We start from the raw sequence: 26,338 nt of genomic DNA, 5'->3' as shown, positions 1-26,338 counted from the left end.
TGCTGTGTTCCACCACCTTCGCACATGTTGGTCGCGCGGCGGGTCTTCGTTTTGGGCGGTCGAGTTCGGGGTTTGCGCTGTCGAGTCGGGTATGGGGGCCCAGTCAGGCCCGCTGACAGTTGATCTCGCGCCCTCGGCGCACGCCTTCAGCCGCACGTGAGCGGCCTTCTATTGACGAATTCCATTTCGGTCTGCCGTGTCTTCCGTAGTGCGGTCCATGTGCACTGCACACGAGTCTGCAGGGCCGAGATGTTTGTGGAACTTGTGAAGTGTTCCGGAATCAGGGGTATCAGTTGACCGCCATCGACGGATTCGACAGCACGGACTTCGACAGCACGGTTCAGGCCGAGGGTGTCGAACTGGTGGACATCTTTCCGCTCTCGCCCGCGCAGCTCGGTATGTGGTACGCGCAGCACGTCGACCCCGAGGTTCCGATCAACATCGCGCAGTACGTCGACCTGCGCGGACCGGTGAACATTGCGGTGCTCGAGCAGGCGTGCATCATCGCCTCGCAGGAGATCGAAACCGGCTACCTCCGCCTGACCGAGATCGACGGTGTTCCGCATCAGGTCGTCGACCGGACCATCGTCGACCACCTCCCGGTCGTCGACATGCGCGGCGAGTCCGACCCAGCCCAGGCCGCCCTCGGCTGGATGCGCGCCGACTTCTCCGCTCCCGTCGACCTGCTCGAGGACCGGCTCATCGTCGGTGCGGCCATTCGTATCGAGGACAACCGCTACTTCTGGTACGCGCGGGTTCACCACATCGCACTCGACGGGTTCGGTGCGATGACCTATATGAATCGGGTTGCGGAGGTCTACGACGCGCTCCTCGAGGACCAGGACATTCGCCCCGGCAAGGTGTGGACGCTGCGCAACCTCTACGAGTCGGAGATGGCGTACCGGGACTCCACGCGTTTCGCATCGGACCGCGACTACTGGGCCGAGCAGGTCGAGGGGATGGAGGAGGGCACCAGCCTGGTGTCCCGCACCGCGCCGCCGGCGATCAACAGCGGTATCGCCACCGCGGCGCTGTCCCCGGAGTCGGAGGCGGCGCTCGACGAGGCGGTCCGCCGGTTCAACTCGTCGGCGTCCGGGATGCTCATCGCGGCCTTCGCGGCGTATCTCGCCCAGTCCACGGGCAACGAAGACGTCATTCTCAGCCTTCCTGTCACCGCGCGGACCACCGCCATCATGCGCAACTCGGGCGGCATGCTCTCGAACGTGGTGCCGCTGCGGCTGCGGATCACCGCAGACACAACCGTGGCCGGACTGCTCGCGGCGGTACAGGCCGCCGTCACCGGCGCACTGCGTCACCAGCGGTACCGCCACGAGGACATCCGGCGCGATTCGTCGGCCTCGAACATGCAGCGCGATCTGCTCGGTCCGCTGGTGAACATCATGCTCTTCCACGAGGAAATTTCACTCGGTCCCGTGGTCGGCGAGTACAACATCCTCTCGACGGGCATCGTCGAGGACCTGGCCGTGAACTTCTATCAGAGTGTCGCCGGCACCCGGACGCACGTCGACTTCGAGACCAACCCCAACCTGTACACCGAACGCGAAGCGCACGAGCATCATTCGCGGTTCATTGCCTTCTTCGAGAAGTTCGTCGCCGCGCAGGCCGACGCCCGGGTCTGGGACTTGCCTCTGCTGCGTGCCGGCGAGCGTGAACTGGTGGTGCAGGCGTGGAACGCCACCGACCGAGAGGTGCCGGAGGCGACGTTGGTGTCGCTGTTCGGCGATCAGGTCGATCGGGCGCCGGACGCGGTGGCGTTGTCGTTCGAGGGGGTGTCACTGTCGTACGGCGAGTTCGCCTCTCGGGTGAATGGCCTTGCGCGGCATCTGATTTCGCTCGGTGTGGGGCCGGAGTCCATGGTGGCGGTCGCGATGCGGCGGTCGGTCGAGATGATGGTCGCGATCTATGCGGTGCAGGCGGCCGGTGGGGCGTACGTGCCGGTCGATCCGGATCAGCCGGCCGATCGGGTCGGGCACATTCTGGAGTCGGCGGATCCGGTGTGTGTGTTGACGACGGTGCGGGACGGTTTCGCGGGCGCAGGGGACAGGTCTGTCCTCTGCGTTGACGAGCTGGATCTGGCGGGGTTCGACGATGCGCCGGTGTCGGACGTGGAGCGGGTCCGGCCGTTGCGCCCGGAGAACACGGCGTACGTGATCTTCACGTCGGGGTCGACGGGGAAGCCGAAGGGCGTGGCGGTCTCGCACCGCTCCGTGGTCAACCGGCTCGTGTGGGCGCAGGCGGAGTACGGGTTCACCTCGGCGGATGTGGTGTTGCAGAAGACGCCGGTGACGTTCGACGTGTCGGTGTGGGAGCTGTTCGCGCCGTTGCAGGTCGGTGCCCGGTTGGTGGTGGCGGCGCCGGACGGGCATCGGGATCCGGAGTATCTGGCGCGGGTGATCGCCGAGGAGTCGGTGACGTCGGTGCACTTTGTGCCGTCGATGTTGTCGGTGTTCGTGGCGGAACCTGCGGCGGCGCTCTGCTCGAGTGTGGAGCGGGTGTTCTGCTCGGGTGAGGGCTTGCCGGTCGCGACGGCCGCGGCGGTACGCGGCTTGTGGCCGTCGGCGCGGGTCCACAACCTGTACGGGCCGACCGAGGCCGCAGTCGAGGTGACGTTCCACGAGGTGACCTCGGCGGACATCAGCGTGGTACCGATGGGGTCTCCGGTGTGGAACACGCAGGTGTTCGTGCTGGATTCCTGGTTGCGGCCGGTGCCGGTGGGTGTGCCCGGTGAGTTGTACCTGTCGGGCGTGCAGTTGGCTCGTGGGTATCACGGCCGGGTGGATCTGACTGCGGATCGGTTCGTGGCGAACCCGTTCCGGTCGAGTGAGCGGATGTACCGGACCGGCGATCTGGTGGTGTGGACGGCGTCGGGTGAGTTGGAGTACCTGGGGCGCACGGACTTCCAGGTGAAGCTGCGTGGTCAGCGGATCGAGCTGGGTGAGATCGAGGCGGCGTTGGTTGCCGATGCGCGGGTCGCGCAGTCGGTGGCCGTGGTGCGGTCGGATACAGGTTCGGATCATCTGGTGGCGTATGTCGTTGCGGCGCCGGGCGTTGTGGTCGAGGGCGAGGTTTTGCGGTCCGGGCTGGGGTCGGTACTGCCGGCGTACATGGTGCCGTCGGCGGTGATGGTGCTCGAGGCATTCCCGTTGAATGCGTCGGGCAAGTTGGATCGCAAGGCGCTTCCGGTTCCGGTGATCGAATCGAACACCGCCAACTACCGGGCGCCTCGCACCCTGTCCGAGGAGATGGTGGCAGGGGTGTTCGCGGACGTTCTCGGCCTCGACCGTGTCGGCGCCGAGGACAGCTTCTTCGAACTCGGCGGCGACTCGCTGATTGCCAACCAGGTCGTGTCCAGGATCGGTGCGGCGTTCGGGATTCGGCTGGGCGTGCGGGCACTGTTCGAGGCGCCGACGGTGTCCGGCCTCGCGGCCAGGATCGAGTCGCACGCGGGAACCCGCGAGAGCAGCCTCGAGTTGGTGGCGGGTCCGCGGCCCGAGTTCGTTCCGCTGTCCCTTGCCCAGCAGCGCATGTGGTTCCTCAACCAGCTCGACCCGGCGGCCGGTACGTACAACCTGCCGTTCGTGGTGCGCATGTCGGGGCAGGTGGACGGCGGGGCGCTCATGGCGGCGCTGACCGATGTACTCGAACGGCACGAGGCCCTGCGCACGGTGTTCCCGGACTCGTCGAGTGGGCCACGGCAGGTCGTTGTGCCGGTGGACGACGCCGCTCGAATCGATCCGGTCGAGCGCGTCACCGACGAGGAGCTCATGGTGCGCCTCGCCGACTTCGCTCGCGGCGGCTTCGACGTGACCACGGAGGTCCCGATTCGGATCCGTGTGTTCGAGGTGACCGATCCGACGGGTGGCTCCGTCGTCCCCGGCGAGATCGCAGTCGGGATTGTCGTGCACCACATCGCAGCGGACGGCGTCTCGCTGGCGGTGCTCGCCCGAGACGTGGTGGCCGCCTACACCGCGAGGCACCGGGGTGAGGCGCCGGCGTGGCGCCCGTTGGCTGTCCAGTATGCCGACTACACGCTCTGGCAACGCGAGCGTCTTGGGGTCGATGGCGAACAGAATTCGTTGTCCGCCAAGCAGATCGAGTTCTGGCGGTCGGAACTGGCAGGGCTGCCCGACCAGCTGGCACTGCCGACGGACCGGCCGCGTCCGGCGATGCAGTCCTTCAACGGTGGGCGGCTGCGTTTCGAGATCCCGGCGCACACGCACCAGTCGATGGTCGGTTTCGCCCGTGCGCAGGGCGTGACGCCGTTCATGGTGACGCATGCCGCGCTGGCGGTGTTGCTGTCGCGACTGAGCGGCACCTCGGACATCGCGGTCGGCACCGTCGTCGCGGGTCGTGGTGAGCAGGCGCTCGACGACCTCGTCGGTATGTTCGTCAACACCCTCGTTCTGCGCGCGGAGGTGGACGGCGGCGCGTCGTTCGTCGACCTGCTGAGCCAGGTGCGCAATCGCGACCTCGCCGCATTCGGACACGCCGACGTGCCGTTCGAGCAGCTCGTCCAGGCGCTGAACCCGGCCCGGTCCACCGCGCGGCACCCACTCTTCCAGGTGGGCTTGTCCTTCGAGAACATGGAGCGCGCCGAGGTCGAGCTGCCGGGACTGACGGTCACGGCTGACGAGGTTCGCGTCGATCTGTCGAAGTTCGACCTGCAGTTGACCGTGGCCGATCGACCGCGTGGCGGTGCCGGGGCGGCGGACGTGGCGGCCGAGTTCGTGTATGCGCGGGATCTGTTCGACGAGTCCACCGTCGCCGGATTCGCGACCAGGTTCCTTCGCATTCTCGACGCGGTGCTCGCGGAGCCGGAGATTCCGGTCGGTGACGTCGACATTCTCGGTGCCGGCGAGCGCGCCGACCTGGCCGGTCGAGTCGGTCCGGTCGGGCCGACGCCGCAGACCTTCGCGGACCTGTTGACCGCCGCGGTGGCGGAACGGCCCTCGGCGATCGCCCTGACCTCGTCGGGCGTCGAGGTCACCTATCGGGAACTCGACGAGCGTTCGTCGCGTCTGGCGCGTGTTCTGATCGAGGCGGGGGCCGGGCCGGAGACCACTGTCGCGATCGCAGTTCCGCGGTCGATCGAATCTGTCCTCGCGGTGTGGGCGGTTGCGAAGACCGGTGCCGCGTACGTGCCGGTCGACCCGAACTTCCCGGCGGACCGGGTTGCGCACATGGTCTCCGACAGTGGTGCCGTCACCGGTGTGACGATGGCTCGGTTCGCGGAGGATCTGCCGGGCGGGCTGCAGTGGCTGGCGCTCGATGAGGCCGGATTCGTGGCTCGGTGCGCCGAGATCTCGGCGGCGCCTCTGACCGATGCCGATCGGATTCGTCCGCTGCGGCTCGAGAACCCGGCATACGTCATCTACACGTCCGGGTCGACGGGGCTGCCGAAGGGGGTCGTCGTCACCCACGCGGGGTTGGCGAACTTCACCGCCTACCAGCAGTCGGAGTACGCGATCACGGCGGACGCCCGGACGCTGCACGTCGGTTCGCCGAGTTTCGACATCTCGATCAACGAAATGCTGCTCGCTGCGAATTTCGGTGCGACGCTGGTGATTACGCCGCCGACGGTGTTCGGTGGCGCCGAACTTGCCGAGCTGCTGGGCCGCGACCGGGTGACGCACGTGATGATGACCCCGGCGGCTCTGGCGTCCGTCGACCCGACCGACCTGCCGGACGTGCGGTTCGTGGCGGTCGGCGGCGAGGCCTGCCCGCCGGATCTGGTGGCCCGCTGGGCGGATGGCCGGGTGTTCGTCAACGGTTACGGCCCGACCGAGGCGACGATCGTCGCCACCAGCACCGCGTTGGAATCCGGGCAGGCCGTCACGGTGGGGTCGCCGGTGTCCGGTGCGCGGGCGATGGTGCTCGACAGCCGGCTCGGGCCGGTGCCGGTCGGTGTCACGGGTGAGTTGTACCTGGCGGGGCCGGGGTTGGCCCGTGGGTACCGCGGTCGTCATGGACTCACGGCCGATCGCTTCGTCGCCGATCCGTTCCGGTTGGGTGAGCGGATGTACCGGACCGGTGATCTGGTGCGGTGGACGTCCGGTGGCGACCTCGAGTATGTCGGCCGGTCGGACTTCCAGGTCAAGGTCCGCGGCTACCGGATCGAACTCGGTGAGATCGAGTCCGCGCTCACCGTCCACGAGGACGTGGATTTCGCGGTCACGCTCGGTCACGCCAATGCCAACGGGACGACGTCGCTGGTCTCGTATGTCGTTCCGGTGTCCGGTCGTTCGGTCGACACGGCGGAGCTTTCGAGGTTCGTTGCGCAGTCTCTGCCTGCGTACATGGTGCCGACGGCGATCATGGTGATCGACGAGATTCCGCGGACGCCGGTGGGCAAGCTGGATCGGAAGGCGTTGCCGGCGCCGGTGTTCGAGTCGCGGCCCTTCCGTGCCCCGTCCACTCCGGTCGAGGAGGCGGTGGCGAGCGTGTTCGCCAACGTTCTCGGTGTGGATCAGGTTGGGTTGGACGACGACTTCTTCGAGTTGGGTGGCAACTCGTTGGTCGCGACACAGGTGGTGGCGCGGGTCGGCGCGGCACTCGATGCAGCGGTGCCGGTGCGGTTGCTGTTCGAGGCGCCGACGGTGGCGGCGCTGGCATCGGCGGTCGAGGGACTCGTCGGTACCGGTGCCCGGCCGGCACTGGTGGCGCGGACCCGTCCGGAGCGGATTCCGCTGTCGCTCGCGCAGCAGCGCATGTGGTTTCTCAACCGGTTCGATCCGGAGTCGGTGGTCTACAACCTGCCTCTCGCGATCGAGATGTCCGGCGAACTCGATGTCGTGGCGCTCGAGTTGGCCGTTGCCGACGTCGTCGGCCGTCACGAGGCGCTGCGGACGGTGTATCCGGAGGTCGACGGCGAGGTCTCTCAGGTCGTGCTGCCCGCGGCCGAGGCGGTTCCCGCTCTGACGTCCGAGTCGGTCGACCCTGCCGGTCTGTACTCGGAGGTGGCAGGCTTCTTCTCCGTCGGGTTCGACGTCACCACGCAGATTCCGCTGAGGGTCCGCCTGGTCCGGACCGCGGACCGCGAGTTCGTGCTGATGATGGTCGTGCATCACATCGCGGCGGACGGTTTCTCGGCAGGGCCGCTGGTGCGTGACGTGATGACCGCCTACGCGGCCCGCTCCGCGGGGATGGCGCCGACCTGGGCGCCGTTGCCGGTCCAGTACGCGGACTACGCGATGTGGCAGCGCGAAGTGCTCGGCGTGGAGGACGATCCGAAGTCCGTGATCGCGACCCAGTTGCGGTACTGGTCGCAGGCGCTCGACGGGCTGCCCGATCAGCTGGACCTGCCCAGTGATCGCCCGCGGCCGGTGGTGGCGTCGTATCGTGGCGCAACGCATGCGTTCTCGATCGACGCGGAACTTCATCGGGCCCTCGACGAACTGGCGCGCCGGCAGGGCGCGACCTTGTTCATGGTCGTGCACGCGGCGCTGTCGGTGCTGCTGGCCCGGCTGTCCGGTGCCGGTGACATCGCCGTCGGTGCGCCCGTTGCCGGTCGTGGCGAGGCCGCGCTCGACGATCTGGTGGGCATGTTCGTCAACACCCTGGTGCTGCGGACGCAGGTCGACCCGGCTCTGTCGTTCACGGAGGTGCTCGCGCAGGTTCGGGAAGTCGATCTGGGTGCCTTCGCACACGCCGACGCACCGTTCGAGCGTCTCGTCGAGGTGCTCGATCCGCAGCGTTCGCAGGCGCGGCACCCGCTGTTCCAGGTGATGCTCTCGCTGCAGAACCAGGCGCGCTCGGAACTGCAACTCCCGGGACTGGCTGTCAGGGCCCTCGACTACGACGAACAGGTGTCGAAGTTCGACCTGCACCTGAACCTGACCGAGAAGGCGGGCGACGACGGCGCACTCGAGGGCCTCCACGCCGATCTCACCTACGCCACTGACCTGTTCGAGCGGCGCACGGTCGACATCTTCGCGGATCGGTTCCTTCAGGTTCTGCGTGCGATCGTTGCCGACGCATCGGCAACGATCGGCGACCTGCCCCTGCTCACCGATGGCGAGCGCGAGCTCGTCGTCGACACCTGGAACCAGGCGGCACTGGAGGTGCCGGAGGGCACGCTGGTGTCGTTGTTCGAGGCGCAGGTCGGACGGACACCGGATGCGGTGGCGGTGTCGTTCGAGGGCGAGTCGCTGACCTATGACGAGTTCGCCGATCGGGTGAATCGTCTTGCGCGCTTCCTGATTTCGGTGGGGGTTGGTCCGGAGTCGTTGGTGGCGGTCGCGATGCGGCGGTCACTGGAGATGATGGTCGGGATCTACGCGGTGCAGGCGGCCGGTGGCGCGTACGTGCCGGTGGATCCGGATCAGCCGGCCGAGCGGGTGGCGCACATTCTGGACTCGGCGGCGCCGGTGTGCGTCTTGTCGACGGCTCGTGACGGTTTCGAGGCTCCGGGGGAGAGGTCTGTCCTCTGCATGGACGGGCTGGATCTGTCGGGGTATGCGGGGTCGCCGGTGTCGGATGCGGAACGGCTCGGGTCGTTGCGTCCGGAGAATGCGGCGTACGTGATCTTCACGTCGGGATCGACGGGCCGTCCGAAGGGCGTGGCCGTTTCGCATGCGGCGATCGTGAACCAGGTGGTCTGGATGGCGTCGCAGTACGGGCTCGGCGCCGGTGACGTGGTGCTGCAGAAGACACCACTGACGTTCGACGTGTCGGTGTGGGAGCTGTTCACGCCGCTGATCACCGGCGGTCAGGTGCACGTCGCCTCTCCGGACGGGCACCGTGACCCGGGATACCTCGCGACGGTGATCGCCGAGCGGGGGATCACCGCGACGTCGTTCGTTCCGTCGATGCTGTCGGTGTTCCTCGAGGCATACACCAGCGGTGAGGCGGAGTCGCTGCGGCACGTGTTCGCGGCCGGTGAGGCGTTGCCTGCGGAGACTGCGGCGCGCTTCGCGGCGGTCAGTTCGGCGCGGTTGCACAATCTGTACGGGCCCACGGAGGCTGCGGTGCATTCGACGCATCGCAGTGTCGACGGCAGCGAGACGGTGTCGGTGCCGATCGGCGGGCCGGTGTCGAACACCAAGGTGTTCGTGCTGGATGCTCGCATGAAGCCGGTTCCGGTGGGCGTCGCAGGTGAGTTGTACCTGGCCGGTGTGCAGTTGGCGCGCGGCTACGAGTCCCGTGCGGACCTGACTGCGGATCGATTCGTGGCGAACCCGTTCGACGTGGACGGCCGACGGATGTACCGCACCGGTGACCTGGTCCGCTGGAACGTGTCGGGTGAGCTGGAATACCTCGGCCGCACCGACTTCCAGGTGAAGCTGCGTGGTCAGCGCATCGAGCTCGGGGAGATCGAGGCGGCGTTGCTCGGGCTGCCGGGTGTGTCGCAGGCGGTGGCGCTGGTCCGCGAGGAGCCGGCGTCCGGTCAGCGACTCGTGGCGTACGTCGTCCCGGCCGGTGGCGCTTCGGTCGACACGAACGAGCTCGTCGGCGGGCTGCGTTCGACTCTGCCGTCCTACATGGTGCCGTCGGCATTCGTGGTACTCGACGAGTTCCCCTTGAACACGTCGGGGAAGCTCGACCGCAAGGCGTTGCCTGCGCCGGTCTTCGAGGCCCGGCCGTTCCGCGCGCCCAGCACCCGCACCGAGGAAGTGGTCGCGGCAACGTTCGCGGACGTCCTCGGTGTCGAGCGGGTTGGCTCGGACGACGACTTCTTCGAACTCGGCGGCAACTCGCTGATCGCCACCCAGGTGGCCGCGCGGCTGGGCGCCGAATTCGAAACCAGGATTCCGGTCCGGATGCTCTTCGACGCGCCGGTCGTCGGTGCCCTCGCAGCGGCCGTCGAGGGTGTGGGCCTCCAGGCCCGCCGGACGCCGCTGGTCGCGGGGCCCCGCCCGGCCCGTGTTCCGTTGTCGACGGCACAGACTCGGATGTGGTTCCTCAACCGCTTCGACGTCACGTCCGGCGTGAACAACATCCCGGTCGCGGTACGACTGTCCGGCGAGCTGGACGTGGACGCGCTGCAGGCGGCCGTGCGCGACCTGCTCGAACGCCACGAGGTTCTGCGGACGGTCTACCCGGACTCGGCGGACGGTCCGATGCAGGTGATCGTCGCCGCGGACCAGGTGCTGCCGGACCTGACACCGGTGATCGTGCCCGAGGACGAGCTGCCCGCGCGGGCAGCCGAGCTGGCGCTGGCCGGATTCGACGTCACCGAGCAGGTGCCGGTGCGGGCCCGGTTGCTTCGGATCGCCCCGACCGAACACGTCTTCGTGGTCGTGATCCATCACATTGCGGCGGACGGCTTCTCGATGGGCCCGCTGGTGCGGGACGTGATGATCGCGTACGCAGCCCGTTCGGCCGGCGAGGCCCCCGGTTGGGTGCCGTTGCCGGTGCAGTACGCGGACTACAGCCTTTGGCAGCGGGACGTGTTGGGTTCCGAGGACGATTCGGAATCGTTGATCGCCACGCAGCTCGAGTACTGGAAGTCGGAGCTGGACGGGATCCCCGCGCAGCTGGACCTCCCGAGCGATCGGTCCCGCCCGGCGGTGGCGTCCAATGTGGGTGGCACCGTCGAGTTCGCGGTGCCCGCGGATCTGCATGCGGCGCTGTCGGAGACGGCGCGTGGCAACAACTCGTCGCTGTTCATGGTCGTGCACGCGGCGTTGGCGGTGCTGTTGGCGCGGTTGAGCGGGACCACCGACATTGCGATCGGTACCCCGATCGCCGGCCGCGGCGACGCGGCGCTCGACGACCTGGTGGGCATGTTCGTCAACACCCTGGTGCTGCGGACCGAGGTCGACCCGGCGGTGTCGTTCACGGATCTGCTCGGCGGTGTCCGTCGGACCGACCTGGGTGCGTTCGGAAATTCGGATGTGCCGTTCGAGCGGCTCGTGGAGGTGCTCAATCCCGCCCGTTCGCAGGGCCGTCACCCGTTGTTCCAGGTGGCATTGTTCTTCCAGAACCACACCCAGCCGACTCTCGAGTTGGACGGGCTGACCGTTTCCGGTGTCGACTTCGATGCCGCGATGGCGAAGTTCGACCTGCAGGTCACCCTGACCGAGAGCGTCGACGAGTTGGGTGCGCCTGCCGGCATCGCGGCGCAGCTGACCTACGCGAGGGACCTGTTCGACGAGTCCACCGTGCGCATCTTCGGTGATCGGCTCGTCCGGGTGTTGCAGGCGGTGACGACTGATCCGGCACTGGCCGTGGGCGATATCGAGTTGCTCGGCGACGACGAGCGAGCCCTGGTGCTGGCCGAGTGGAACGACTCGGATCATGTCATCGAGGCCGGGGACCTGCTGCTCGACGCGTTCGACGCGGCTGTCGCGGCAACCCCGGACGCGACGGCTCTGGTCTACGAGGGCGAGGAGCTGACGTACGCGGAGTTCGATGCCCGGGCCAACCGGTTGGCGCGGTTGTTGATTGCCGAGGGCGTCGGGCCGGAGTCGCTGGTGGCGTTGGCCATTCGTCGATCGCTCGACCTCGTCGTCGGTATCTATGCGGTGCTCAAGGCCGGTGGCGCGTATGTTCCGGTCGACCCGGACCACCCGGTTGAGCGGATCGGGCACATCCTCGACACCGCGGACCCGGCGTGCGTACTGACCGTCTCGCGGGACGGCGTCGTGGTTCCAGGGGAGAGGACTGTCCTGCGTATCGACACCGTCGACACTTCGCGGTTCTCGGCGAACACCGTCACCGACACCGACCGGATCTCCGCACTGGCGCCCGCACACCCGGCGTACGTGATCTTCACTTCGGGCTCGACGGGCAAGCCCAAGGGTGTGGCGGTCAGCCACGGTGCAATCTCCAACCAGATCGCCTGGATGCTTGCGGAGTACCCCCTGGGTGCGTCGGATGTGTATCTGCAGAAGACCGCGACGACGTTCGACGTGTCGCTGTGGGGCTTCTTCATGCCGCTGCGCGCGGGCGCGCAGTTGGTGGTGGCGACGCCTGACGGGCATCGCGACCCGGCGTACGTGGCGGGGACCATCCGGTCCCGTGGCGTGACGGTCACGGATTTCGTGCCGTCGATGCTGACGGTGTTCGCGGGCGCCGTTTCCCGAGAGGACCTTTCGTCGCTGCGGTACGTGTTCGTCATCGGTGAGGCGTTGCCTGCCGAGACGGTCCGCGACTTTGCGCTCGTCTCGGATGCCGGGGTGCACAACCTCTACGGCCCGACCGAGGCGGCGGTGTCGATCACCTACGCCGACGTCACCGACACCGCGGTCGGCGGGGCGGTCTCGATCGGTCGGCCGGAGTGGAACTCTCAGGTGTTCGTGCTCGACTCCCGGCTGCGTCCGGTGCCGGTCGGTGTTCCCGGTGAGCTGTACCTGGGCGGCACACAGCTCGCCCGCGGCTACTACGGCCGGGTGGACCTGACCTCGGACCGGTTCGTGGCGAACCCGTTCGCCGGCAACGGCGTCCGGATGTACCGCACCGGTGACCTGGTGACGTGGCGGGCCGATGGCCAGCTCGACTACATCGGCCGCACGGACTTCCAGGTGAAGTTCCGCGGTCAGCGCATCGAGCTCGGCGAGATCGAGACCGCGTTGCTGGCGCACGAGTCGGTGCTGCAGTCGGCTGTGCTGGTGGTGCCGACGGCCACGGGTGATCACCTGGTGGCCTACGTGGTGCCCGCACAGGGCGCGGCCGTCGACGCGAACGAGCTCAAGGACTTCGCGTCCCGCTCGCTGCCGTCGTACATGGTGCCGTCGGCACTGGTGGTGCTCGCGGAGTTCCCGCTCAACTCGAGCGGCAAGCTGGACCGGAAGGCGTTGCCGGCGCCGGTGTTCGAGGCGCGGGAGTTCCGGGCGCCGACGAACCGGGTGGAGGAGATCGTCGCGGGTGTCTTTGCCGATGTGCTCGGCGCCCCACAGGTCGGTCGCGATGACGACTTCTTCGAGCTCGGTGGAAACTCGCTGGTCGCCGCGCAGGTGATCTCCCGGGTCGGTGCGGCACTCGACACCCGAGTGCCGGTGCGGGTGCTGTTCGAGGCCTCGACCGTCGAGGCGCTCGCCGCCCGTGTCGCCGAGCTTGCCGGTTCCGGCAGCCGGGCCGCGCTCGTCGCGAAGCCGCGACCGGAGCAGCTGCCGCTGTCGCTCGCGCAGCAGCGGATGTGGTTCCTCAACCGCTTCGACACCGCCTCTTTCGCGTACAACATCCCGATGGCCATCCGGTTGACCGGTGACCTCGACGTGGACGCGATGGCGGCCGCACTGGGTGACGTCATCGCCCGGCACGAGTCGCTGCGCACCCGTTACCCGGAGACCGACGACGGCCCGGTCCAGGTGGTCGAGCCGGCCGCGTCGGTGGCCGTTGACCTGGCACCCGTGCGGGTGAGCGCCGACGAGCTGCCGCAGCGGCTGTTCGAGCTGGCAACCACGGCATTCGACGTCACCGTCGAGGCGCCGGTGCGGATCGCGCTGTTCGCCGTCGACGGCTCCGAGTCCGACTCCGAGTTCGTGCTCGGGTCGGTGGTGCACCACATCGCAGCCGACGGCGCGTCGATGGCACCGTTCGCGCGGGACATCATGACCGCCTACGTGGCGCGGACGCAGGGACATGCGCCCGGCTGGGCCGAGCTGCCCGTGCAGTACGCGGACTACGCGATCTGGCAGCGCGACGTGTTGGGCTCCGAGGACGACGCCCAGTCGGTCGCGGGTCAGCAGATCGACTTCTGGCGCGGCGCCCTGGCGGGCCTGCCCGACCAGTTGGACCTGCCGGGTGACCGACCGCGCACCGCGATCCGGTCCCAGCAGGGCGGCCGGGTTGCGTTCGAGATCGACGCCGACCTGCACCGTGGGCTGGGTGAGCTGGCTCGCGAGCACGGCGCGACCCTGTTCATGGCGGCGCACACCGCGCTGGCGGTCCTGCTGGCACGGCTTTCCGGAACCGACGACATCGCTGTGGGTACCCCGATCGCCGGCCGCGGTGAAGCGGCCGTGGACGACCTGATCGGCATGTTCGTGAACACGCTGGTCTTCCGCACTCACGTCGACGGCGCGCTGAGCTTCGCGGATCTGCTCTCCCGCGTGCGTGAGTCGGACCTGGCCGCGTTCGGTCACGCCGACGTGCCGTTCGAGCGCCTCGTCGAGGTCCTCAACCCGACCCGGTCGACGGCCCGCCATCCGCTGTTCCAGGTGGGCTTCTCCTTCCAGAACCTGGCACAGAGCAGTGTGGAGCTGCCCGGCCTCACGGTGGCCCCGTTCGAGATCGACACCCACATCACGCAGTTCGACCTCCAACTGTTCCTCACGGAACGGTTCGACGCCGACGGCGTCCCCGCCGGTTTCGACGCGATGTTCCACTACGCGAGCGACCTCTTCGACCAGTCCACCGTGGAGCGCTTCGCGGAGCGTCTGGTGCGGATCATCGCTGCCGCGGTTGCGAACCCGGACGAGGCGGTCGGCGACCTCGAGGTCCTCGACCCGGCCGAGCGGCAGCTGGTCCTGGCGGCCTGGAACGACACGGCCGCCGAGGTCGCGGACGTCACCCTCGTCGACCTGTTCGACGCGCAGGTGGCGGCAAGTCCGGATGCGCCCGCGCTGTGGTTCGAGGGCTCCGAGCTCAGCTACCGCGAGTTCGACGTTCGGGTCAATCGTCTGGCGCGCAGGCTGATCGACGAGGGTGTCGGTCCCGAGTCGCTGGTCGCGCTGGCGATCCGCCGCTCGATCGACCTGGTCGTCGGCATGTACGCGGTGACCAAGGCGGGCGGCGCGTACGTACCCGTCGACCCGGATCACCCGGCCGAGCGGATCGGCCACATCCTCGAGACCGCCTCGGTGGCGTGCGTGCTGTCCACGGCGCGAGACGAGTTCGACGGCGCAGGGGACAGGTCTGTCCTCTTGCTGGACGAGGTGGACCTGTCCGGGTACTCGGACGCGCCGGTGACCGCCGCGGACCGGATCCGGCCACTGCATTCCGAGCACCCGGCCTACGTAATCTTCACGTCGGGTTCGACGGGACGCCCCAAGGGGGTGTCGGTCAGCCACGGCGCAATCGTCAACCAGTTGCTCTGGATGACGGAGCAGTTCGCGCTCGACGGTACGGATTCGGTACTGCTCAAGACGGCGGCGACCTTCGACCTGTCGGTGTGGGAGTTCTGGTCCCCGCTCGTTTCCGGTGGTCGCATGGTGATCGCCAAGCCGGGTGGACACCAGGATCCGGACTACCTGCTCGACCTCGTGCGCACCCAGGCGGTGACCACCCTGCATGCGGTTCCCTCGATGGTGTCGATGCTGATGGTCGCGGCTTCCGGTGCCGCGCTGCCGGATTCGTTGCGTCGGGTGCTCGCGATCGGCGAGGCGCTTCCCGCCGCGACCGCGCAGAGCTTCCGCGCCGCCAACACCGCGGGCCTGTTCAACCTGTACGGCCCGACCGAGGCCGCGGTGTCGGTGACGGTGCACGAGGTGCGGGGCGATGACACCGGTTCGGTGCCTATCGGTGCGCCGGAGTGGAACACCCGCGTCTACGTGCTCGACACTCGCCTGAACCCGGTGCCCGCCGGGGTCGGCGGTGAGCTCTACCTCGCCGGCGCCCAGTTGGCGCGTGGCTACCACGCTCGCCCGGATCTGACCTCGGACAGGTTCGTGGCCGATCCGTTCTCCGAGTCGGGCGAGCGCATGTACCGCACCGGCGACCTGGTCACGTGGCTGCCGAACGGTGAACTCGAGTACCTTGAGCGCAGCGACTTCCAGGTCAAGGTGCGCGGCTTCCGAATCGAACTCGGTGAGATCGAGTCGGCGCTGGTTCGTGACGCCTCCGTCGCGGCGGCGGTGGTGACCGCCAAGTCCGACGAGCGGACCGGCGACCGTCTGGTCGCCTATCTGGTGCCGGCTGCCGGCGGCACCCTCGACGTGGCGCTGCTGAAGGCAGCGGCCACGCAGGCCTTGCCGAGCTACATGGTGCCGTCGGCCTTCGTGGTCCTCGATGCGTTGCCGTTGAACATCAACGGCAAGATCGACCGCAAGGCGTTGCCGGATCCTGAGTTCGCCGCGGCCGAGTACCGCGAACCGACCACGGACGCAGAGCGGCTCGTGGCCCAGGTCTTCGCAGATGTGCTCGGGGCCGAGACCGTCGGTCTCGACGACGACTTCTTCGCTCTCGGCGGCAACTCGTTGGTCGCCACCCAGGTCGCGGCCCGGTTGGGTGCGGCGCGCGAGACCCAGATCCCGGTTTCCTGGTTGTTCGAGTCCCCGACCGTCGGTGAACTCGCCGCGCGGGTGCACGGGCTCGTGGGCGGCGATCGTGTCGCACTGGTCGCGGGTGAGCGCCCGGGTCAGATCCCGCTTTCACTTGCGCAGCAGCGGATGTGGGTGCTCAACCGGATCGCGCCCGATTCTGCGGCGTACAACGTCCCGGGCGGGATCCGGTTGTCCGGTCGCCTCGACGTCGCGGCACTCGAGGCCGCCGTCCGCGATGTGCTGGCCCGCCACGAGGTACTGCGCACGGTGTATCCGTCCGGAACCGACGGTCCGGTTCAGCAGATCCTGTCGGTGTCGGAGACGGCGCTCGATCTGACCCCGATCCCGGTTGACGAGCAGGGGTTGCTCGCGCGGGTCACCGAGTCGGTGGCCACTGGCTTCGATGTGACCACCGCGGTGCCGGTGCGGGTGGAACTGTTCGAGCTCGGTGAAACCGAGCATGTGCTGGTGGTGGTGGTGCACCACATCAGCGCCGACGGGTTCTCGATGGGGCCGCTGGCCCGCGACATCGTCGTTGCCTACACGGCTCGTGCGGCAGGCGAGGCGCCGACCTGGGCGCCGCTGGCGGTCCAGTTCGCCGACTACAGCCTGTGGCAGCGCGAGGTGCTCGGGTCCGAGGACGATCCGGACAGCCTGATCTCGCGTCAGATCGCACAGTGGCGTGAGACGCTGGCCGGCCTGCCGGATCAGCTCGATCTGCCCTCGGACCGTCCGCGGCCCGCCGTCCAGAGTTTCGGTGGCGATCGACTGCGGTTCGAGGTGCCGATTCACACGCGCCGTGAGCTGGAGGCCTTCGCTCAGGCTCGCGGGCTCACGCCGTTCATGGTCGTGCACGCGGCGCTGGCGGTGCTGCTGGCGCGACTGTCCGGCGTCGCCGATATCGCCATCGGCACCCCCGTAGCAGGACGCGGCGAGCAAGCGCTCGACGACATGATCGGCATGTTCGTCAATACCCTGGTGCTGCGCACCGAGGTGGACGGCAATGCGTCGTTCGAGGATCTGTTGGCTCAGGTGCGCCGCCGCGATCTGGACGCGTTCGGCTGTGCCGACGTCCCGTTCGAACGCCTTGTGCAGGAACTCAATCCGCAGCGGTCCACCGCCAGGTCGCCGCTGTTCCAGGTCGCGCTCTCGTTCCAGAACATGGCCACCGCGCCGATCGAACTGCCGGGCCTGACCGTCTCCGCAGAGGAGACGAACCTCGCCAGCGCCAAGACGGATCTGCAGTTGACCCTGCAGCACGGTCCGGCCGACGAACCGATGGCGGCCGAGTTCACCTATGCCACCGACCTGTTCGACAAGTCCACGGTGGCCGGTTTCGCCGATCGCTTCCTCAGGATTCTTCAGTTGGCCATGGCCGACCCGGCAGTCCCGGTGGGCGACATCGAGATCCTGGCCGTCGACGAGCGCGCCGACCTGACGCGCCGATTCGATTCGGCAGTCGATTCGTGCGGCCTGCGGAGTGCGAACGCTCCGCGGCTGCTCGCGGACATCTTCGCCGCGTCCGCGGCTCGCAACCCCGACGTCCTGGCACTGACCGGCGTGAGTGGGCAGATGACCTACCGCGAGTTGGACGAGCGGTCCTCGCGGCTGGCCCGCGCGCTGATCGAGCGGGGTGCGGGTCCGGAGACCGTGGTGGCGCTGGCGATTCGCCGGTCGGTCGAGTCGGTCTTTGCGATGTGGTCGGTGGTGAAGACCGGCGCCGCGTTCGTGCCGGTCGACCCCTCCTACCCGGACGACCGAATCACCCACATGGTCACCGACTCTGCGGCAGTGATCGGTGTGACCGTCGACGAGCATCGCGGGCAGCTGCCGGACTCGGTCACGTGGGTCACGCTGGACGAGATCGAGGCGCAGGCCGCGAGCCACTCGTCCGCACCGCTGACCGATCAGGACCGCATCCGGCCGCTCCGGATCGCGAACCCGGCCTACGTCATCTACACCTCGGGTTCGACCGGGCTGCCCAAGGGCGTCGTGGTGACCCATGCCGGCCTCTCCAACCTCGGTGAGCAGATGATCACCGACTTCCCGGCCGACCCCGACACGCGTACCCTGCACGTCGTCTCGCCCAGCTTCGACGTCTCCGTCTACGAACTGATGCTGCCGGTCCGGATCGGCACCACCCTGGTGATCACGCCGCCGGACGTGTGGGGCGGCGAGGAACTCGCCGACCTGCTGCGTCGCGAGCGGGTCACCTACATGGCGATCACCCCGTCCGCGCTCGCGTCGGTGGACCCGTCCGGTCTCGATCACTTGCGCGTCATCGCCGTCGCGGGTGAGGCGTGCCCGCCGGAACTCATGGCGAAGTGGGCGCCGGGCCGTCAGTTCTTCAACGCCTACGGACCCACCGAGGCAACCGTCCTCTCGACCGTCACCAGGCCCTTGGTTCCGGGACAACCGATCACGATCGGAGTCCCCTCCGCGGGTATCAGGAACGTCATCCTCGACGCCCGGCTGCGACCGGTTCCGGTCGGAGTCGTCGGCGAGCTGTACCTGACCGGACTCGGACTTGCTCGCGGCTACCGGGCACGACCCGGACTGAGCTCGGAACGTTTCGTCGCCGACCCGTACGGCGCGCCGGGTGAGCGGATGTACCGGACCGGAGACGTCGCCCGCTGGACCAGCGACGGCGAGGTCGACTACCTCGGTCGAACCGACTTCCAGGTTAAGGTTCGTGGTTTCCGGATCGAGCTCGGTGAGATCGATGCGGTACTCGCCGCGCAGCCCGAGATCGACTTCGCGTTCACACTGGGGCACACCGCGGACAACGGCGTCACCTCGTTGGTCTCGTATGTGATGGCCGAGGACGGCGGCGAGATCGATGTCGACGCACTCAAGGCTGCCGTCGGACGAAAGCTCGCCTCGCACATGGTGCCCGCAGTGATCATGCCGCTCAGCGAGATTCCGCGTACCCCGGTGGGCAAGCTGGACCGAAAGGCCTTGCCGGCCCCGGTGTTCGCGGCCCGGGAGTATGTCGCACCGGCAAGCGAAGCCGAGGTGATCGTCGCCGACATCTTCCTCGAAGTGCTCGGTGTCGAGCGGGTCGGCGTCCACGACGACTTCTTCGACCTCGGCGGTAACTCGTTGATCGCCACCCAGGTCACCGCTCGATTGGGTGTGGCGTTCGACACCGCGGTTCCGGTAGCGACTCTGTTCGACGCCTCGACGGTTGCCGACCTCGCGCATGCCGTCGAGGGGCTCAGCGGTCGTGGCGCCCGTGCGGCGCTGGTCGCTCAGGAACGGCCGGAGCGGCTTCCGCTGTCGCTCGCTCAGCAGCGGATGTGGTTCCTCAACCGCTTCGATCCCACCTCGACTGCCTACAACATCCCGGTCGCGGTCAGACTGACCGGGGATCTCGACATCATCGCCCTGCAGCAGGCCGTCGCGGATGTGATGGGCCGCCACGAGGTGCTCCGCACGATCTACCCGGACACCGAGGGTGGCGCAGTACAGCTGATAGTGCCTGTGGCGCAGGTGGTTCCGGATCTCACTCCGGTGGCTGTTCCGGAGTCCGAGATCGTAGGGCGTGCCTTCGCGCTGATGTCGACGGCGTTCGACGTCACCGCCGAGGTTCCCCTGCGGGCGGCACTCTTCCGGGTGACCGGGCTCGAACAGATCGAGCACGTGCTCGTGATGGTCGTGCACCACATCAGTGCGGACGGCTGGTCGGTCGCCCCCCTGACGCGCGACGTGATGGTCGCGTACGCGGCGCGTGCCGCGGGAGCGGCCCCGGACTGGGCGCCGTTGCCGGTCCAGTACGCGGACTACAGCCTGTGGCAGCGTGCGGTGCTCGGCTCCGAGGACGATCCGGCGTCGAAGATCTCGAAGCAGATCGGGTACTGGCAGGGCGCACTCGCAGGTCTGCCCGAGCTCTTGGAGCTGCCCGCGGACCGTCCGCGCCCGCCGCTCGCCTCCAACCACGGCGCCGCGCACACCTTCGAGATCGATCCGGATCTGCGGACGGCTCTGGAGGAGCTCGGGCGCGAGCATCGCGCGACGTTGTTCATGGTGGTGCAGGCCGCGTTGGCGGTGCTGCTCGGCAGGCTCAGCGGAACATCCGACATCGCGATCGGATCCCCCGTCGCCGGCCGTGGCGAGGAGGCCCTGGACGGCCTGATCGGCATGTTCGTCAACAATCTCGTGCTCCGCACCGAGGTGGCACCCGATCAGCCGTTCGGCCGTCACCTCGACCGGGTCCGCGAGACCGACGTCGCCGCATTCACCCATGCGGACGTGCCGTTCGAGCGGCTCGTCGAGGTCCTGAACCCGACGCGGTCCCGGTCCTACAGCCCGCTGTTCCAGGTGTCGCTCGCGTTCCAGAACCTCGCGCAGACCGAACTGGAACTGGATGGACTGAGGGTCTCCGCGGTCGACGCCGGAGTGGTCGTGGCGAAGTTCGACCTGGAGTTCACGTTCGTCGAGGCCGCCGGGGAAGCCGGTGCGAAGTCGGGGCTCGACGGGAACCTGACCTACTCGACGGCACTGTTCGACTCCGAGACGGCCGCCGGGTTCGTCGACGCCCTGCTGCGGGTGCTGCGCCAGATCGTCGCGGACCCCGCGGTTCCGGTCGGCGACCTGGACCTGCTCTCCGACGTCGAGCGCGGCGTACTGCTGCGGGACTGGAACGAGACCACCACGCCGGTGCCTGCCGGCACCCTGGTCGACCTGATCGATGCGGCCGTGGCGGCGACTCCCGATGCGCCGGCGGTGACGTTCGAGGACCGGACGCTGACCTATGCCGAGTTCGACGAGCGGGTCAACCGTCTGGCCCGGCACCTGATCTCCATGGGAGTGGGGCCGGAGTCACTGGTCGTGCTGGCGGCTCGACGATCGTTCGAGATGCTGGTCGGGATGTACGCGGTCATGAAGGCCGGCGGCGCATACGTGCCGGTCGATCCGGACCAGCCGGCGGACCGGGTGGCCGCGGTCTTGACGATTGCCGAGCCCGTGGTGGTGCTGACCACCTCGTGGGACGGTGTCGAGGTTCCCGCGGGTACCCCGGTCGTCGAGATCGACCGGGTGGAGACGGCGCATCTGGACACCTTGCCGATCGTCGACGCGGAGCGGGTGCGGCCGCTCCGTCGCGGCAACCCGGCCTACGTCATCTTCACCTCGGGCTCGACCGGTGTGCCCAAGGGCGTGTCGGTCAGCCACGGTGCGATCGTCAACCAGCTCAGCTGGTTCGGCGGCGAGTACGAGGTGACGCCGGCGGACGTCGTGCTGCAGAAGACCCCGATCGTGTTCGACCCGTCGGTCTGGGAGCTGTTCGGCACCCTCATCTTCGGCGCGCATCTGGTGATCGCGCGGCCCGACGGGCATCGGGATCCCGAGTACCTGATCGAGGTCAGCCGCCGCTGGAACGTCACTCTGCTGGGCTTCGTTCCGTCGATGCTGGCCGCCTTCGTCGCGGACCCGGATCTGGCGTTGCCGCAGTCGGTACGGGCGATGCAGCTGGCTGGTGAGGCGTTCACCCCCGAACTGGCGGCTCGCACGAGCGAGAGTTCGGCGGCGCGCATGAACAATGCGTACGGCCCGGCGGAGACCACCCTGACGTCGGTGCACTACTGGTACGACGGCGCCGAGGCGGATGCGATGCCGATCGGTCGACCGGTGTGGAACACCCAGGCCTACGTGCTCGATTCCCGGCTGCATCCGGTACTGCCGGGTGTTTCGGGTGAGCTGTACCTGGCGGGCGGTCAGGTCTCCCGCGGCTACCACGGGCACTCGGACCGGACCGCGGAGCGGTTCGTCGCGAACCCGTTCGGAGCGCCCGGCTCGGTGATGTACCGCACCGGTGACCTCGGGCGGTGGCGTCGGGACGGTGAGCTGGAGTACTTGGGCCGCACCGACTTCCAGGTGAAGCTGCGGGGCCAGCGGATCGAGCTCGGCGAGATCGAGGCCGCGCTGACCCGGGTCGAGGGTGTGGCGCAGGCCGTGGTCGTGCTGGCGGCGGGGACTCCGACCGGCGACCAGCTGGTTGCCTATGTCGTACCGGACGCCGGCACCACGATCGTCGTCGCCGAGCTGAAGGCCGCGGTGGCGCAGGTGCTGCCGTCGTACATGGTGCCGTCGGCGATCATGGTGCTCGAGGCGTTCCCGCTCAACACCAGCGGCAAATTGGATCGCAAGGCACTGCCGGCGCCGGTCTTCGAGACGAGGGCATTCCGGGCGCCGACCACCGCGACCGAAGAGATCGTCGCCGACATCTTCGCGGACCTGCTCGGCGTGGAGCGCGTCGGCGCAGACGACGACTTCTTCGATCTGGGCGGCAACTCCCTGATCGCCATGCGGCTCGTCTCGCGCATCAACGCGGCCGTGGGTTCGGCGCTCGGGGTGCGCGAGGTCTTCGAGGCCTCGTCGGTCGCCGGGCTCGCAGCCCGTGCGGCGGACGCGACCGGTAGGAGTGCCGCACCGGCGCTGGTTGCCGGCGAGCGACCCGCTCTGATTCCGCTGTCGCCGGCGCAGAACCGGATGTGGTTCCTCAACCAGTTCGACCGGACCGCTGCGACGTACAACATCCCGATGGCGATGCGGCTGACGGGCGAACTCGACACCGATGCCCTACAGCTCGCCGTGCGAGATGTCCTGGCTCGGCACGAGTCGCTGCGGACGGTGTTCCCGGAGGTCGACGGCATCCCGGTCCAGGTCGTCCGGACCGTCGACGAGGTCGAACTGGACCTGACGCCGGTGGACGTCGCACCGGAGAACCTGGTGGAGACGGTCGGCTCGGTGCTCCGCGCCGGCTTCGACGTGACGGCAGCGGTGCCGGTACGTGGCATGCTGCTGCGCACCGGGACGGACGAGTACGCACTGGTGCTGGTGATCCACCACATCAGTTCGGACGGTGTGTCCACCGGACCACTGATCCGCGACCTGGTCACGGCATACGTGGCCCGTTCGAACGGGCAGGCGCCGGCCTGGGCACCGTTGGCTGTGCAGTACGCGGACTTCACGCTGTGGCAGCACGAGCTGCTCGGTCTCGAGTCGGATCCGACGTCGCTGGTGTCCAAGCAGATCGACTACTGGACCGGTGCCCTGGCCGGGCTGCCGGACCTGCTCGTGCTGCCGGCGGATCGGCCTCGGCCCGTCGTCGCGTCCTACCGCGGCGCGGCATACAAGTTCGAGATCGAACCCGAGCTCGTGGCCGCCCTCTCGGCGGTGGCGCGGGCGCACGGCGCGTCGATGTTCATGGTCGTCCATGCTGCGTACAGCGTGCTGCTGGCCCGGCTGAGCGGCACGACGGACATCGCCGTCGGCACCCCGGTCGCGGGGCGCGGTGAGGCGGCACTCGACGACCTGGTCGGCATGTTCGTCAACACCCTGGTGCTGCGCACCGAGGTGGACCTGACGGCGTCGTTCGGCGAACTCCTCGGTGTGGTGCGGGAGGCAGATCTCGGCGCATTCGGGCACGCAGAGGTGCCGCTCGAGCGGATCGTCGAAGTGCTCAACCCTGTTCGTTCGCAGTCGCATTCTCCGCTCTTCCAGGTTCAGTTGACCTTCGAGATCGAGCAGGAGGATGGGGCGCTCGAGCTGCCCGGACTGACGATCGACGGCTTCGAGTACGAGTCCGACGTCGCTCAGTTCGACCTGACGCTCGCGATCACCGAGAACGTGGAGATCGACGGCGTTCCGGGCGGCATCGCCGCCAATCTGCTCTACGCCACCGATCTGTTCGATCGTTCGACGGTCGAGGGTTTCGCGGAGCGGTTGGTGCGGATCCTGCGAGCCGTGGTGGAAGATTCGGATGTCGCGGTCGGGGATGTCGAGATCCTTGCCGATGATGAGCGTGAGCTTGTTGTCGCCGAGTGGAACTCGACGGATCAGGTGTTCGGTGAGGCGACGTTGGTGTCGTTGTTCGCCGATCAGGTGGTGCGGACCCCGGATGCTGTTGCGGTCACGTTCGAGGGTGAGTCGCTGACGTATGCGCAGTTCGATGGGCGGGTCAATCGCCTTGCTCGGGAGCTGATCTCGCGGGGTGTGGGGCCGGAGTCGTTGGTGGCGTTGGCGATGCGCCGGTCGACGGAACTGCTGGTGGGTATGTATGCAGTGCTCGCTGCGGGTGGTGCGTATGTGCCGGTGGATCCGGATCAGCCGGCGGAGCGGATCGGCCACATCCTCGAGGCGGCGGCACCGGTTTGCGTGCTGACGACGACGCGTGACGACTTCCAGGTCGAAGGGGACAGGTCTGTCCTGACGATCGACACCCTCGATCTGTCGGCGCATCTCGACGGCGCGATCACCGATGCGGACCGGGTTGCGCCGTTGGTTGCGGGTAACGCGGCGTATGTGATCTTCACGTCGGGTTCGACGGGTCGGCCCAAGGGCGTTGTCGTTTCGCATGAAGCTATTGCGAACCAGGTGTCGTGGATGGCGGACCGGTACGGGTTCGGCGGCGATGATGTGGTGTTGCAGAAGACGCCGGTGACCTTCGATGTGTCGGTGTGGGAGTTGTTCGTCCCGTTGGTGACGGGTGGGCGTCTGCTGGTGGCGCGTCCGGAGGGTCATCGGGACCCGGAGTATCTGGTTCGGGCGATCGACGAGGGCGGGGTGACGGCGACGTCGTTCGTGCCGTCGATGTTGTCGGTGTTCCTGGGTGCTCTGTCCGGGTCGTCGGGCCGGTCGCTGCGGCGTGTGTTCGCTGCGGGTGAGGCGTTGCCTGCGGATACCGTTCAGCGTTTTGCTGCGGTGAGTTCGGCGCGGTTGTTCAACCTGTACGGGCCGACCGAGGCTGCGGTGCACTCGACGTTCTGGGATGCCCCGGTCGGGGAGGTCGCCTCGGTGCCGATCGGGGCGCCGGTGTCGAACACTCAGGTGTTCGTCCTCGATGCGCGGTTGCGTCCGGTGCCGGTGGGTGTTGCGGGTGAGTTGTATCTTGCGGGCGTTCAGTTGGCGCGGGGTTATGTGGGTCAGCCGGGTCTGACGGCGGATCGGTTCGTGGCGAACCCGTTCGGTGTGTCGGGTAAGCAGATGTATCGGACGGGTGACCTGGTTCGGTGGGTCGGTTCGGGTGAGTTGGAGTACTTGGGTCGTACCGACTTCCAGGTGAAGTTGCGTGGTCTGCGTATCGAGCTCGGTGAGATCGAGACGGCGTTGTCGTCGGTGCCGGCGGTGGCGCAGTCGGTGGTAGTGCTGCATCGGGGTGCGGTGACCGGTGAGGCGTTGGTGGCCTATCTGGTCCCGGTGGCCGGGGCGGAGATCGACCAGCTCGAGGCCAAGGCTGCGGTTGCGGCGGTGTTGCCGTCGTACATGGTGCCGTCGGCGTTCGTGGTGCTCGAGGAGTTCCCGCTCAATGCGTCGGGCAAGTTGGATCGGAAGGCGTTGCCGGCGCCGTTGTTCGAGGCGCGGGTGTTCCGGGCGCCGTCGACGCCGGTCGAGGAGCTGGTGGCGACGACGTTCGCGGAGGTGCTCGGGGTCGAGCGGGTCGGTCTCGACGACGACTTCTTCGAATTGGGTGGCAACTCGCTGATTGCCACTCAGGTGACCGCGCGTCTGGGTGTGGCGTTGGATGCCACGGTGCCCGTCCGCACACTCTTCGAGTCCTCGACCGTCGCGGCACTCGTGGCGGCCGTGGCGCTGTATGCGGGGCAGGGCGGCCGCAAGGAGTTGGTGGCGCAGGAGCGTCCGGAGTCGATTCCGTTGTCGTTGGCGCAGCAGCGGATGTGGTTCCTCAACCGCTTCGACTCGGAGTCCAACATCTACAACATCCCGGTCGCCCTGCGGCTGTCGGGAGACCTGGACGTCGAGGCGCTGCAGCAGGCCGTGGCGGACGTGATCGAGCGACACGAGCCGCTCCGAACCCTCTACCCGGAGGTTGACGGATCTGCTTACCAGCTGATCGTGCCTGCGTCGCAGGCGATTCCGGACCTGACGCCAGTCGAGGTCACCGACGAGGAGGTCGTCGGTCGGGTTGTCGAGCTGATGTCGAAGAGCTTCGACGTCACCTGCGAGGTGCCCATCCGTGCGGGTCTGTTCCAGACCGGAACGCAGGACTACGTGCTGGTGCTGGTGGTCCATCACATCAGTGCCGACGGTTGGTCCATCGCCCCGTTGACTCGGGATGTGATGGTTGCGTATGCCGCGCGTAGTGCGGGGATGGCCCCGGTGTGGGAGCCGTTGCCGGTGCAGTACGCGGACTTCACGTTGTGGCAGCGGGA

1 protein-coding gene is annotated in these 26,338 nt (G+C 68.1%); it reads left to right on the top strand.

Translation table 11 applies throughout. The annotated features are described in order from the left end of the window. Window positions 1-293: 293 nt before the first annotated feature. A partial coding sequence (locus FFS72_RS24620) for a non-ribosomal peptide synthase/polyketide synthase (RefSeq protein ID WP_137876415.1) occupies window positions 294-26,338 on the top strand: 26,045 nt, incomplete at its 3' end.

It is taken from the genome of Rhodococcus sp. Q, assembly GCF_005503035.1.
GTDB lineage: Bacteria > Actinomycetota > Actinomycetes > Mycobacteriales > Mycobacteriaceae > Rhodococcus_G.
Note: the sequence above shows the minus strand (reverse complement) of the source record. Positions and strands in the feature narration are given on the sequence as shown.